Below are 13,369 nucleotides of genomic sequence, written 5' to 3'. Positions count from 1 at the left end.
ATAAACAGAACGGATTTGCGCCACAGACTGGCCCCAGGGGTAAAATTAACGGCGCGCAGTGTAGCATAACTGCCCCGGCATCGCACCGGGGCAGAAGAAGGAGATTAGCGCGGCAGGGCAGTGCCCCATTGACGCCATTCTTTCGGTTCGCTGTCCTGAAGCAGGAAGTGTTTCCCTGCCTGGGCTTTCGGCGACAGCGGTGTGCTCGGCGGGGTGGCAAAGGCAATGCCGCCGCGAATGAACTGGTTAAAGGTCCCGGTTTTCACGACGCCGCCGATGATCCCGAAGTCGAGGCTGTAGCCGGAGGCCAGCCAGAACACCGAGTTATTGCGCACCAGATGCTGGTAGCGCTGGCTAATACGCAGGCCAACCATCACGCGATCTGACAGGTTGCCCAGCACCATACCGGTGACAATACCCACTTCCATACCGCGGAACAGCACCGGCGTCCCAATCGCCAGTGAACCGGCATCCGGCACTTCCAGTACGATGCTCAGGCCGTCGAGGTAGCGGGAATCGGTAATCGTCGCTTCCTGCAGTTCAAAGTCACGGCGCGGATTCCCTTTACCCGGTTCGACGTTGATATAGGGCTGGAGAATGGTGTCCAGATGTTCCACCCCGGCGGCGGAGATCTGCGGGGTGATCACCGAGAAGCGGGTGCCGTTACGTGCAAAGGTCTTCACGTATTCCGGGTAGAGCACGGCGGTGGCCTGCACTTCGTTGCGTTCGGTGATCAGCTTCAGTGATTGTATCTGGCCAATATCAATCCCGAGGTAGCGGATCGGCATCCCTTCCGCCAGTTTACCGGCGTCAAACGCGTGCAGCGTCACCTGGCTGCCCACAGCGCGGGCCGCGGTTTCTGACGGGAACAGGGTGCGCTTGTTGCCTTTGTCCGTGTTAGCCGACGCGCCGCTCAGGTTATCGAAGCTGATTGCGCCTTTTAACGCCCGCGACAGCGGCGAGGCCTGCACGGTCAGCCCGCTGCCGTTAAGCTGCACTTTCGCGCCGCCTTCAGCCCAGAACACACTGTTTTTGGTCACCAGGTTTTGATACTGCGGCTTGATATGTACGTCGATGTCAAACGCGTTGGCGCGCGGGCGCACCGAAATCACTTCGCCCACTTCGAACTTGCGATACAGCACCACCGAGCCGGCCTGGATATCCGGCAGGCTATCCGCGCTGAGCGTCATGGTGGTGGTCGGCAGGTCGCTCAGGCTGTTTTCCACCGCTTTTTCCAGGTTGGCAAACAGCGGGTAACTCTCTTTCAGCTCGCCTTTACTGCCCGGCAACACGCGGATGCCGCCGCTGATCCACTCACCGGCGCTGGCACCTAAAAATTCCACGCCGTCCAGCCCGACTTTCACGTCAATACGGCTGTTGACCACAAATTTGCTGTCGCCCTTCACCAGTTCGCGATATTGCGGATCGATAGCCACCGCGAAGTTAATACCTTTGGCGGTTAAGCTGCGTTCAAGCACCTGGCCGATTTTAATGCCGTGGAGGATCACCGGCTGCCCGGCATCGATGCCGTAGCTTTCCGGCGCGGTTAGCGCCACCGTGACAACGCCCGGTTGCTGCAACGGGGTTTTATCCCCCGGCAGGATCACAAAGTGGTTGCGCGGTTTGCCTTCTCCCGGCACCAGTTCAAAGGTGCTGCCGGTCAACAGACTGCTGATGCTGGGGTTATCAAGCGAAATTTTCGGGTTGCGCAGCTCAATGCGCGTGCCCTCACGCAATAAATTCACCACACCCGGGTCGACGGTCATTTCTCCGGTGACGGCGCCGCCGGGGTTGAGATCGAGTTTGGTCAGGGTGCCGACTTCCAGCCCCTGGTACATCAGTTTGGTGGAATCGGCCTTCAGGCCTTCGCCGCTCGGCAGATCCAGCTTCACCAGCACGCCGCGCTGGCTGTGGGCCAGATCTTCGTATAAGCCATATTCGTCCTCCTGATCGGCCTCTTCAGACCCCTGTGGCGAGTCAAAGGCTATCGCCCCGTTGACCAGCGCCGCCAGGCTTTCCAGTTGAACTTGCGCGCCGCTGAGGCTGATGTCGGTTTTCACGCCAGAAACGTTCCAGAACCGGCTGCCTTTTTTCACCAGATGGGTAAAGCGCCGTTCAATCAGCACATCAATCGTTACGCCCTGGGAGTTGTTATTAATGGTGTAGTCATACACCTTGCCCACCGGAATTTTGCGGAAATAGACCAGTGAGCCGGTGTTGAGCGAACCGAGGTCCGGGGCCTTCAGGTGGATCATCAAATCGCCGTTATCCAGCCGATATTTAGGTTGGGTATCCAGCGCGGTAAAGTGATCTTCGGGCTCGCCTTTGCCCGGCATCATGCCGATATAGTTGCCCCCCACCAGCGCATCCAGACCGGAGATCCCGGCCAGCGATGCTTTCGGGGTCACCAGCCAGAACTGCGTATCGGTGCGCAGGGCGTCTTTGAGATCGCTTTTGATGCTGACCGTGACGGCAATTTTGTTCAGGTCCTCGCTCAGGCGAATATCCTGGACCGTGCCAACTTCCACTCCCTGATAGCGCACGGGTGTTCGCCCGGCAACGATGCCGTCGGCGGAAACAAAGTCGATAGTCACGGTAGTGCCTCGTTCCTGGTACGTTGTCCAGATAAGCCATCCGGCGATCATCAGAGCGATAATCGGCAGTAACCAGAACGGGGAAATGCGGCGTTTTGTTTTAATTCGCGCTTCAGTCGTCGAAGCGGGCGTTTCCTGACTCATGTGCGTCCCAAAGTAAGCGGCTGTCCAGCCATTCAACAGCAAGAATAGTCAATATTACCGCTGCGCCGAAATAAAACGCGGCAGGTCCCATAGTAAAAGCCAAAAGCTGATCGCGGTTCACCAGCGACATGGTTAACGCAATCACAAATAAATCCAGCATCGACCAGCGGCCAATCCAGGTCACAAACCGCAGCAGCAGTATCCGGGTGCGCAGCCCCTGTTCGCATTTGAAATGGATGCTGATCAGCAGGGTCAGCATCACCAGTACTTTGACGAACGGCACCGCAATACTGGCGATAAACACAATGGCTGCCACGGCGATATTACTGTTCGCCAGCGAAACGATCCCCGAAAGGATAGTGTCCTCCTGGCGGCTGCCGTTGACATAAATAATAGATATCGGCAGCAAATTCGCCGGAAGGAGAAATACCATCGCTGCAATCAGCGCCGCCCAGGTTTTTTGCAGGCTATGGCGACGGCGCTCGCGCAGCGGAACGTGGCAACGCTGACAGCGGCCGCGTTCATCCGGTTCGCCGGTAAAATGGCAGCCGAGACAGACGCGCAGGCTGGCTTTGGGCGTGCGGGGCGGGCGTGTCGGATAAAATCGATCCCAAAGCTGCTCCACGTTGAGGTGGATCAGCGTCAGTATGCTCAGCACCATCAGCAGGAAAAACGCCACCAGCCCAATGCCAGGTTGCATGTAGGCATAATCGCTGACTTTGATGGACGCCACGCCGATGCCCACCAGGTAAATATCCAGCATTACCCACTCTTTCAGCCTTTCCAGCATCAACAGCACCGGGCGTAAGTTCATGCCGAGGATATTACCGAACCAGAGATAGGCGATAGCCACCACCAGCGTGCCAGGCGCGCCAACGGTACAGAAGAACACCATTGCTGCGGTAACCGGGTCGCCCTGGCTGGCCATCTGCCAGATCCCCTGGAGCAGGCTGGCGTCGATACGGGTGCCGAGCAGGATAATGCGCAACAGCGGTTCGCCATAGGCGAAGGGCATCAGGACGATCATGGTGATCGCCATCGCGCCGAGACGCGTCAATGACCAGTCACGGCCATCGCGCAGTTTTGCATCGCAGCGCGGGCAATACGCGCTTTGCGTTGACTTCACAACCGGCAACAGAAAAAGCGTGTCGCACTGCGGACATCGCTGATAATGTGCCTGCGGCAAAGGCTCTCCCATCGCATGAATCGTGAGCTTTGCGTTGTTTAATGCCGTTCTGGGTTTAAGGGCCATTTAATGGTCAGAGTTATATTTAGATATCTTTATATTAAATCATGAAATGATTCGTCTTGAGCATAAGCGCATTTAATGCTTATTTTAACAAGCAGGTCATTGTATTTATCAGCTAAGTGATTATTAAATGAACAAAACACAATTCTACGCGGACCTTAACCGTGATTTTCAGGCTCTCATGACAGGGGAAACCAGTGCGCTGGCGACGCTTTCCAATACCAGCGCCTTGCTGTTTGAACGATTAGACGGCGTTAACTGGGCGGGATTTTATCTGCTGGAAGGCGACACGCTGGTGCTCGGGCCGTTCCAGGGGAAAATCGCCTGCGTGCGCATCCCGGTCGGTAGAGGCGTATGCGGAACGGCGGTTGCCACTGCCAGTGTGCAACGCGTGGAAGATGTCCATGCCTTTGACGGCCATATCGCCTGCGATTCCGCGAGTAATGCGGAAATCGTATTGCCAATCACCGTTAATCAACAAATCATAGGCGTGCTGGATATCGACAGCACCGTGTTTGGCCGCTTCCAGGCTAAAGACGAGCAGGGTTTACGTGAGCTGGTGGAGCGCCTTGAGACGGTGCTTGCCGGGACGGATTACAGAAAATTATTTGCGACTCGTGCAGGATAAGCAACGGATAACGTGGCAATTGCTGATGGCGTCATTATAATGACGCCTGTTCATGCCTGCGCCACGTTGGCAACGTCCGTTGTAATCAGGAAATTTCATGGAAAATCAACCTAAGTTGAACAGCAGTAAAGAAGTTATTGCCTTTCTGGCCGAGCGTTTTCCCCAGTGCTTTAGCGCTGAAGGCGAAGCGCGTCCGCTGAAAATCGGCATTTTTCAGGATTTGGTCGCGCGCGTAGAAGGGGAGATGAATCTCAGCAAAACCCAACTGCGTTCAGCCCTGCGTCTTTATACCTCAAGCTGGCGTTATCTGTACGGCATCAAGCTTGGCGCGACCCGCGTCGATCTGGATGGCAATCCGTGCGGCGAGCTTGACGAACAGCATGTTGAACATGCGCGTAAACAGCTTGAAGAAGCCAAAGCTCGCGTCCAGGCGCAGCGTGCCGAGCAGCAGGCCAAAAAACGCGAAGCGGCGATTGCCGCTGGCGAGCAGCCTGAAGCCCCGCGCCGTGAGCGCAAACCACGCCCGGCTCCACGTCGCACTGAAAATGCAGAGCGCAAACCGCGTCCGGCAAAACCTGCGGCTAAAGCGCCTCAGGCCGTTCGCGAAGAGCGTCATACCCCGGTATCAGACATTACCGCACTGTCCGTAGGCCAGGCGATTAAAGTCAAAGCGGGGAATAATGCGATGGATGCCACTGTACAAGAAATCACCAAAGATGGCGTCCGTGTACAGTTGACTTCTGGTATGTCGATGCTTGTACGCGCAGAACATTTATTGTTCTGATACGGAGGTCAACCCGGGCATGAACACATTTCTTAAGCTTACCGCTGCGGGCCTGTTATTGTTAGCAGGCCATGCGGTTGCGGTTGAAGACATCACCAAAGCGTCGCAAATTCCGGTATTGAAGGAAGAGACGCAGCACGCGACGGTGAGCGAGCGCGTTACCTCGCGCTTCACCCGTTCTCATTATCGCCAGTTCGATCTGGACGGCACCTTTTCCGCCAAAATCTTCGACCGCTATCTGAATTTGCTGGATTACAGCCATAACGTGCTGCTGGCGAGCGACGTTGAAGAATACGCGAAACAGAAAAATGTACTGGGCGATGAGCTGCGCACCGGCAAGCTCACCGTGTTTTACGATCTGTACAATCTGGCGCAGAAACGCCGCTTCGAGCGCTTTCAGTACGCACTGAAAGTGCTTGAGCGTCCGATGGATTTTACCGGCAACGACACTTACGAGCTCGATCGCAGTAAAGCGCCGTGGCCGAAAACCGAAGCGGAACTCGACAGGTTATGGGACAGCAAAGTCAAGTATGACGAGCTGAGCCTGAAACTGACCGGCAAAACGGATAAAGAGATCCGCGAAACGCTCACCAAGCGTTATAAATTCGCGATTCGCCGCCTGGCGCAAACCAACAGCGAAGACGTGTTCTCGCTGGCGATGACCGCTTTCGCGCACGAAATCGATCCGCATACCAACTACCTTTCACCGCGTAACACCGAGCAGTTCAATACCGAAATGAGCCTGTCTCTGGAAGGGATTGGCGCGGTGCTGCAAATGGATGACGACTACACCGTGATTAACTCCATGGTGGCAGGCGGCCCGGCGGCGAAAAGCAAAGCCATCACGGTGGGCGACCGCATTGTGGGTGTTGGCCAAACGGGCCAGGCGATGCAGGACGTGATCGGCTGGCGTCTTGATGACGTCGTTGCGCTGATCAAAGGCCCGAAAGGCAGCAAGGTACGGCTGGAGATTTTACCTGCGGGTAAAGGCACCAAAACCCGTACCGTGACGCTGACGCGCGAACGTATTCGCCTGGAAGATCGCGCGGTGAAAATGACCGTGAAAACCATCGGCAAGCAGAAAGTCGGCGTGTTGGATATTCCGGGTTTCTACGTGGGCTTAACCGACGATGTCAAAGTCCAGCTCCAGAAACTTGAAAAGCAAAACGTCAGCGCGGTGATTATCGATCTGCGTACCAACGGCGGCGGGGCGCTGACCGAAGCGGTATCGCTTTCTGGTCTGTTTATCCCGAGCGGCCCGGTGGTGCAGGTGCGCGACAACAACGGCAAAGTGCGTGAAGACAGTGATACCGATGGCGTGGTGTATTACAAAGGCCCGCTGGTCGTCATGGTTGACCGCTTTAGCGCCTCCGCGTCGGAAATCTTTGCTGCGGCGATGCAGGATTATGGCCGTGCGCTGATCGTCGGTGAGCCGACATTTGGTAAAGGTACCGTTCAGCAGTTCCGTTCGCTGAACCGCATTTACGATCAGATGCTGCGTCCGGAATGGCCGGCGTTGGGCTCGGTACAGTACACCATTCAAAAATTCTATCGCGTGAATGGCGGCAGTACCCAGCGTAAAGGCGTGACCCCGGATATCATCATGCCGACCGGCAATGAAGAGACCGAAACCGGCGAGAAGTTTGAAGATAATGCGCTGCCCTGGGATAGCGTCGATGCGGCAACCTACGTTAAATCCGGCGACCTTACGCCGTTTGGCCCGGAATTGCTGAAAGCTCACGATGAGCGCATCGCCAAAGATCCTGAGTTCCAGTACATCATCAAGGATATCGCTCGCTATAACGCCCTTAAGGATAAGCGTAACTTCATCTCTTTAAACCTGCTGCAGCGTGAAAAAGAGAACGATGAAGACGATGCGACTCGCCTGGCGCGCATTAACGACCGTTATAAGCGTGAAGGTAAACCGCCAATCAAGAAACTGGACGACCTGCCGAAGGATTATCAGGAGCCCGATCCGTATCTTGATGAAACCGTCCATATCGCGCTGGACCTGGCGAAACTGGATAAAGCGAAACCCGCTGAACAGCCCGCCGCCAGTAAGTAATTCCCCAACAGGCACAAGCAATTGTGCCTGTTTTTTTACCTGTCTCTGTTTCCCGTAAGAAGAATGCGACAAAATGTAAAGTTACGTATTTTTAGTAACTTGCCCTGCTTTCATGCTTGAAAACAGGGCATTTAGCCATACGATGTGAGTAATCGCATAACGCGACTGGTCAATTGAGGTTAAAAGAAAATTATGATGCGTATCGCGCTTTTCCTGTTAACGAACCTGGCGGTCATGGTGGTGTTCGGCCTGGTGCTCAGCCTGACAGGGATCCAGTCCAGCAGCGTTCAGGGCCTGCTGATTATGGCGCTGTTATTTGGTTTTGGTGGATCGTTTGTTTCACTGCTGATGTCGAAGTGGATGGCGTTGCGTTCTGTGGGCGGGGAAGTGATTGAACAACCCCGTAATGCGACCGAGCGTTGGCTGATGGATACCGTGGCGCAGCAGTCACGCCTGGCCGGTATCGCGATGCCGCAGGTAGCGATTTATCACGCTCCGGACATTAACGCCTTTGCGACCGGCGCGCGCCGCGATGCCTCGCTGGTAGCGGTAAGCACCGGTCTGTTGCAGAACATGAGTCGTGATGAAGCCGAAGCGGTTATTGCCCATGAAATTAGCCATATCGCCAACGGCGATATGGTGACGATGACGCTGATCCAGGGTGTGGTGAACACCTTTGTTATCTTTATTTCGCGCATCATCGCGCAAATCGCGTCGGGTTTTTTGTCCGGCAACCGTGATGACGGCGAGCAGAGCAACGGCAACCCGCTGATCTATTTCGCGGTCGCCACCGTGCTTGAACTGGTGTTTGGTATTCTGGCGAGCATTATCACCATGTGGTTCTCCCGTTACCGTGAATTCCACGCGGATGCGGGCTCCGCAAAACTGGTGGGCCGTGAGAAAATGATTGCTGCCCTGCAACGCCTGAAAACCAGCTACGAACCGCAGGAAGCCAGCAGTATGATGGCATTTTGCATCAACGGTAAGTCCAAGTCGCTGAGCGAGCTGTTTATGACTCACCCGCCGCTGGATAAACGTATTGAAGCCCTGCGTAGCGGGCAGTATCTGAATTAATCTTTCTGAGAGTAAAAAAGCGTGCCGAGGCACGCTTTTTTTATGCGGCGGATTTACCCGTCGAGATGCGTAACATACTCACCAGCGCGGCCAGCGTTGCCAGTATCCCGGCCAGCATTAAAGAGGCGTGCTCGCCGCTGCCGCTGAAGTGGGTAAACATTAACGCCACCAGCGCCGCCCCGGTGCTCTGGCCCAGCAAACGCGCGGTACCCAGCATCCCGCTGGCCCCGCCGCTGCGGTTGCGCGGCGCGGCGGAGATAATCGTGTGGTTATTCGGCGACTGGAACAGTCCGAATCCGGCACCGCACAGCACCATGCGCCAGATGATATCCAGATCGCTCGGATTCGCCGGTAAATACGCCAGACCAAACAGACCCACCGCCATCACCGCCAGGCCAATGCCGCCCAGCAGCCCGGCGTGAATACGCTCGACCAGATATCCCGACAGCGGCGCAACCACCATTGTTGCCAGCGGCCAGGGCGTCAACAACAGGCCGGTCTGGACTTCGCTTAGCCCCAGGGTGGTTTGCATAAAGAACGGCAGTGACACCAGTGCCAGCATCTGGGCGGTGAAAGAGCAAATCGAGGTGCCGATAGACAGCGAAAACAGCGGAATGCGCAGTAAATCTACCGGCAACAGCGGCACCGGCAAACGCAGCTGACGGCGAACAAATGCCGCGCCAATGATCAGCAACGCCACCAGTTGCGCCGCAAGCAGCCAGTTGAAATTCCCCTGGGCGTAATTTCCCAGCGCGGTGATCAATAAGCCGAAGGTAAGAGCGTTCATCACGGCGCTGGGCAGATCGAAACGCTGCTGGGATTTATGGGTATTGGCGGGCAGATAACGCAGCGCCAGCACCAGCGCCGCCAGGCCGAGCGGGATATTGATTAAGAACAGCCAGTGCCAGGTGGCCACGGATAAAATCGCGGCGGCAATGGTTGGCCCCGCAGCGGCGGAAGCGGCGACGATCAGCGAGTTGATCCCCATACCGCGGCCCAGGTGGCGCTGCGGGTAAATCATACGGATCAGCGCCGTGTTGACGCTCATCAACGCCGCACCGCCAAAACCTTGCAGAATGCGCATCACCGTAAGCATTTCCAGCGTTCGCGAGAGCGCGCACAGCAGCGAAGCGAGGGTAAACACCACCAGGCCGTACTGGTAAATGCGGCGATAGCCGAACATATCGCCCAGAAAAGAGAGCGTCAGCAGTGAGGCAACAATGGCGATTTGATAAGCGTTAATAATCCAGATACTGCTCGCGGGCGAGGCGTTTAATTCATGGGCGATGGTAGGGAGCGCCACGTTAGCGATAGTGCCGTCAAGCACCGCCATCATGATCCCAATAGCGATAGTAAGAATTGCGCCGTAGCGCTGGGGGATGGGTAAACCATCAGAAACCGTTTTTTCCATTAACTGTGCCGCTCAAAAAGAAAGTCAGGAGCCGTAAACCGATTACTTTAGCCTGAAAACCCGCCTCAGGGATAATTAAGTGTTGCGTCGCAGATTTATAATGCCAGCTCATAGATACATTGCGGCGGCGGGGTCAGCTCCTTATAATAAAAACCGGTTCTAATTTTTATAAAACAAGTGCGATCTGAGGTGATCAATGGCAATCGCAGATTTGGATAAACAGCCTGATTCTGTTTCATCTGTGTTGAAAGTTTTCGGTATTTTGCAGGCGCTGGGTGAAGAACGTGAAATTGGCATCACCGAATTATCCCAACGTGTAATGATGTCAAAAAGCACGGTTTACCGCTTTTTGCAGACCATGAAATCCTTAGGATACGTGGCCCAGGAAGGGGAGTCCGAAAAATATTCCCTCACGCTGAAACTGTTTGAATTAGGCGCAAAAGCGTTGCAGAACGTCGATCTGATTCGCAGCGCGGATATCCAGATGCGCGAACTGTCTAACCTGACAAAAGAGACAATTCACCTCGGCGCGCTGGATGAAGACAGTATCGTCTACATCCACAAAATCGACTCGATGTACAATTTGCGTATGTATTCCCGCGTGGGCCGCCGCAATCCGCTGTACAGCACCGCTATCGGTAAAGTGCTGCTGGCGTGGCGCGATCGTGAAGAAACGAAGCAAATTCTCTCTGAAGTCGAATACAAGCAGAGCACCCCACGCACAGTGACCAGCACCGAGGCGTTATTGCCAGTGCTGGATATGGTTCGCGAGCAGGGTTTCGGCGAAGATAACGAAGAGCAGGAAGAAGGGTTGCGCTGCATTGCAGTGCCCGTGTTTGACCGCTTCGGCTTTGTGATTGCCGGCCTGAGTATTTCCTTCCCAACGCTGCGTTTCTCCGAAGAACGCTTGCATGAATACGTCGCCATGCTGCACGGCGCGGCGCGGAAAATTTCCGAACAACTGGGTTATAACGACTACCCGTTCTGATGATAAACCGCAGCGCTGACTGCGGTTTTTTAATTATCGATAACGGTTTCGCTTTTACGCAGTAGCGGACATTGCGAAATCCCGATAATTCCGCTTTCTGAATGAATAAACTGTGCGGTCACTACCTGTCGGGCCGTCAGGTATTCGCACTGGAGCCCCAAGCCCGCCACGTTGTTATGGCTACCGATTAAAATCCCGTAGCCGCTGAACAACAGGGCCAGCCACAGGATCGCCATGATGGCAATCAACCGGATAATCAAACGCATAGCTCGCTCCTTTTTATCGATCCTCTATGCAGCATGCCAGTTCAGGCGTAATTCTCAATCTGATGAATCTTAATTGCCACAGTTATTAGTAGCGTGATGATTGGTTTAAGATCTGCGTGTTAATCTGACCGGAATATGCGTAAAACTGGAGTCTTCAGTGAAAAAAGTGAAATGGGCACTGCTGGTCATTGCGTTGCTGTTGGGCCTGATTTTATGGGCGCAAATGTTGAATGTGATGTGCGATCAGGATGTTCAATTCTTCAGCGGAATATGCGTGATCAACAAATATATTCCGTGGTAAATGATTTTTAGCAATGCCGATGTGATCGCTGTCGTCTGGTGCTACACTACTGCGCTTTACTGAGGTGGTTTTTATGAATGACATGATCAATTCCGGTGCGCTCAACCTTGCATCGATGGCGTTCTCTTTACTGGTTCTGGTGGTTGGGTTAGTGGTGTGGTTTTTCGTCAATCGCGCCAGCGTTAAGGCGAATGAACAAATTGCTTTACTGGAAGCATTGCTGGAACAGCAGAAGCGCCAGACTGCGTTGCTTCGCCGAATTTGCGAAGCCAATGAACCAGAAGCACAACCCGAAGAAACCCCGGCACAGCCCCAAAAAGACGATGACGATGGCTTTATTCGTCTGGTCGCTGAACGGTAAATTCCCTCCTTTCATTGCCATAGGGTGATGCTGCGTGGTCTGGAAAAATCCCTGGTACGATCCGTCGCAGTCCCATCATCTTGAGGGCGGCTTTCGCAATCTGCATCCTGCGGGTCCTCGCGCCGGAGATTACCAGCGCTGGCAAAAAGAGCGTAAAGCCAACGGCTATCCGCATGCCCCAAAACATGGTTACGCTGGTTTTATCGAGCAGTGGTGGCAACTTGCTGATTTTAATCAGCAAGGGGATGGGGTATGGTGGCTTGGGCATGCCTCGCTACTGTTTTCCCTTCAGGGGCAGCGGGTATTAACGGACCCGGTATTTTTCAAGCGCGCCTCGCCGTTTACTTTTTACGGGCCGCAGCGCAAATCACCGGTGCCGTTTACTCTATCGGCGCTGCCGCCTATTGATACGATCCTGATTTCTCATAATCATTACGATCATCTGGATAGTGCGACGGTGCGTTTTTTACGCCGCCACGCTCCCGACGCGACATGGTTTGTTCCGCTGGGGCTGAAAGCCTGGTTTATACGCCATGGAATAACGCACGTAGTTGAACTCGACTGGTGGCAGGCATACACCCTCGACGGGCTGGTTTATACCGCTATACCGGCGCAGCACTGGAGTATGCGTACTCCGTGGGATCGCAACCGGTCCTTATGGTGCGGCTGGGCTATTGAGAATTCCGGGTTTCGGGCCTGGTTTTGCGGCGATACCGGCTATCACCCGTTCCTTCACGATATTACCCAGCGCCTCGGGCCGATTGATTTCGCCGCCATACCCATTGGTGCGTATGAACCCCGCTGGTTTATGGCCCCGCATCATATGGATCCGAACAGTGCCGTTACTCTGTGGCAACACCTCGACAGACCGCGTGCTGTGCCCATCCACTGGGGTGTTTTCGAACTGGCAGACGAATCGCTGGACAGGCCGCCAGAAGAGTTACTTTCGGCATTAGAGGCAGCCCGTGAGACATCGGGTAAATTCGCGCCGCTAAAAATTGGTCAATATTTGCCCTTTAACGAAGCGTGACATATAAGAAATAATTATTAAGTTATTTCTCGGATGAAAATATATCTTGCGGAAAGTAACAGGAAACTATTTCTACGCTTATCTCATGCATTGTCATTAGCCTGTCATTATTTTGGTGCAATTATTTAACGTATTTTCGTTACGTTTAATTGTAATGTCGATCTGAGTAATGTTGTGATGATTCCCACAGAATGGGCAATAGCCTTTGTGCAGAGCGAGTTAATTGGCTGTCTATCGCAAGATTCTTCTTTTTTATAGTAAATTTTGGCCTGTGACGTGGACGACATACCAGGTTTGAGCTATGTTGAAAAGGTTGTCTGCTCGCTGTGTGGTTGCCGAAGGACCCTGTGCTCAAGGCTTATCATATCAGCGTGTTACGTGTTGCCTCTGGGGCAGCCCGTAGTCACTTATTGATTTGTGCGGCAGATCGATACACGTTTAAAAATGGCTTGCCATTATATACGTTGTGTGTGA

Annotated in this window: 12 protein-coding genes; 8 read left to right on the top strand and 4 right to left on the bottom strand. The window is 54.2% G+C overall.

Going from position 1 to position 13,369, the window contains the following annotated elements; genetic code table 11:
* Window positions 1–104: 104 nt before the first annotated feature.
* Both ACVV26_RS13250 and yebS read right to left on the bottom strand, forming a co-directional pair.
* Window positions 105–2,738, bottom strand: coding sequence for a PqiB family protein (locus ACVV26_RS13250; RefSeq protein WP_474797515.1), 2,634 nt, complete (start codon window positions 2,736–2,738; stop codon window positions 105–107).
* Window positions 2,707–3,990, bottom strand: coding sequence for a membrane integrity lipid transport subunit YebS (gene yebS / locus ACVV26_RS13245; protein ID WP_474797513.1), 1,284 nt, complete (start codon window positions 3,988–3,990; stop codon window positions 2,707–2,709). The genes ACVV26_RS13250 and yebS overlap by 32 nt, the downstream gene beginning before the upstream one ends.
* Window positions 3,991–4,117: 127 nt before the next feature.
* Here yebS and ACVV26_RS13240 point away from each other — a divergent pair, with 127 nt between their 5' ends.
* The 4 genes from ACVV26_RS13240 (at window position 4,118) to htpX (ending at window position 8,538) form a co-directional block, all read left to right on the top strand.
* Window positions 4,118–4,615: a GAF domain-containing protein gene (locus tag ACVV26_RS13240; protein WP_474797511.1), complete on the top strand. Its 498-nt coding sequence runs from the start codon at window positions 4,118–4,120 to the stop codon at window positions 4,613–4,615.
* Window positions 4,616–4,712: 97 nt separating this feature from the next.
* Window positions 4,713–5,399, top strand: coding sequence for an RNA chaperone ProQ (gene proQ / locus ACVV26_RS13235; protein WP_312985767.1), 687 nt, complete (start codon window positions 4,713–4,715; stop codon window positions 5,397–5,399).
* 19 nt (window positions 5,400–5,418) lie between these two features.
* Window positions 5,419–7,464, top strand: coding sequence for a carboxy terminal-processing peptidase (gene prc, locus ACVV26_RS13230; RefSeq protein WP_474797509.1), 2,046 nt, complete (start codon window positions 5,419–5,421; stop codon window positions 7,462–7,464).
* Window positions 7,465–7,656: 192 nt separating this feature from the next.
* Window positions 7,657–8,538: a protease HtpX gene (gene htpX / locus ACVV26_RS13225; protein WP_474797507.1), complete on the top strand. Its 882-nt coding sequence runs from the start codon at window positions 7,657–7,659 to the stop codon at window positions 8,536–8,538.
* A 40-nt stretch (window positions 8,539–8,578) separates the two neighbouring features.
* Here htpX and ACVV26_RS13220 read toward each other — a convergent pair whose 3' ends face one another.
* Window positions 8,579–9,949: an MFS transporter gene (locus ACVV26_RS13220; protein WP_474797505.1), complete on the bottom strand. Its 1,371-nt coding sequence runs from the start codon at window positions 9,947–9,949 to the stop codon at window positions 8,579–8,581.
* A gap of 196 nt (window positions 9,950–10,145) precedes the next feature.
* On the opposite strand from ACVV26_RS13220, the gene kdgR reads away from it, so the two are divergent.
* Window positions 10,146–10,937 (top strand): DNA-binding transcriptional regulator KdgR, encoded by a 792-nt coding sequence (gene kdgR / locus ACVV26_RS13215; RefSeq protein ID WP_312985144.1) that lies wholly within the window; start codon window positions 10,146–10,148, stop codon window positions 10,935–10,937.
* A 29-nt stretch (window positions 10,938–10,966) separates the two neighbouring features.
* Here the strand turns inward: kdgR and ACVV26_RS13210 are convergent, their stop codons facing one another.
* Window positions 10,967–11,203, bottom strand: coding sequence for a YobH family protein (locus ACVV26_RS13210; RefSeq protein WP_312985142.1), 237 nt, complete (start codon window positions 11,201–11,203; stop codon window positions 10,967–10,969).
* Between the two features lie 178 nt (window positions 11,204–11,381).
* Here ACVV26_RS13210 and mgrB point away from each other — a divergent pair, with 178 nt between their 5' ends.
* The 3 genes from mgrB (at window position 11,382) to ACVV26_RS13195 (ending at window position 12,895) form a co-directional block, all read left to right on the top strand.
* The gene (gene mgrB, locus ACVV26_RS13205) at window positions 11,382–11,504 is read left to right on the top strand and encodes a PhoP/PhoQ regulatory lipoprotein MgrB (protein WP_474801848.1); all 123 of its coding nucleotides are present in this window, start codon (window positions 11,382–11,384) and stop codon (window positions 11,502–11,504) included.
* 73 nt (window positions 11,505–11,577) lie between these two features.
* On the top strand, window positions 11,578–11,865 hold the full coding sequence (locus ACVV26_RS13200) for a YebO family protein (protein WP_474797503.1): 288 nt from the start codon (window positions 11,578–11,580) through the stop codon (window positions 11,863–11,865).
* A 34-nt stretch (window positions 11,866–11,899) separates the two neighbouring features.
* Window positions 11,900–12,895: an MBL fold metallo-hydrolase gene (locus ACVV26_RS13195; protein WP_474797501.1), complete on the top strand. Its 996-nt coding sequence runs from the start codon at window positions 11,900–11,902 to the stop codon at window positions 12,893–12,895.
* The last annotated feature ends 474 nt before the right edge of the window (window positions 12,896–13,369 follow it).

This window comes from Atlantibacter sp. MEI4A-1023 (assembly GCF_056155425.1).
Note: the sequence above shows the minus strand (reverse complement) of the source record. Positions and strands in the feature narration are given on the sequence as shown.

Bases quoted from the DNA above. Each gene is read 5' to 3' on its own strand.
- ACVV26_RS13250 (WP_474797515.1), bottom strand. From the start codon at position 2,738: ATGAGTCAGGAAACGCCCGCTTCGACGACTGAAGCGCGAATTAAAACA.
- yebS (WP_474797513.1), bottom strand. From the start codon at position 3,990: ATGGCCCTTAAACCCAGAACGGCATTAAACAACGCAAAGCTCACGATT.
- ACVV26_RS13240 (WP_474797511.1), top strand. From the start codon at position 4,118: ATGAACAAAACACAATTCTACGCGGACCTTAACCGTGATTTTCAGGCT.
- proQ (WP_312985767.1), top strand. From the start codon at position 4,713: ATGGAAAATCAACCTAAGTTGAACAGCAGTAAAGAAGTTATTGCCTTT.
- prc (WP_474797509.1), top strand. From the start codon at position 5,419: ATGAACACATTTCTTAAGCTTACCGCTGCGGGCCTGTTATTGTTAGCA.
- htpX (WP_474797507.1), top strand. From the start codon at position 7,657: ATGATGCGTATCGCGCTTTTCCTGTTAACGAACCTGGCGGTCATGGTG.
- ACVV26_RS13220 (WP_474797505.1), bottom strand. From the start codon at position 9,949: ATGGAAAAAACGGTTTCTGATGGTTTACCCATCCCCCAGCGCTACGGC.
- kdgR (WP_312985144.1), top strand. From the start codon at position 10,146: ATGGCAATCGCAGATTTGGATAAACAGCCTGATTCTGTTTCATCTGTG.
- ACVV26_RS13210 (WP_312985142.1), bottom strand. From the start codon at position 11,203: ATGCGTTTGATTATCCGGTTGATTGCCATCATGGCGATCCTGTGGCTG.
- ACVV26_RS13200 (WP_474797503.1), top strand. From the start codon at position 11,578: ATGAATGACATGATCAATTCCGGTGCGCTCAACCTTGCATCGATGGCG.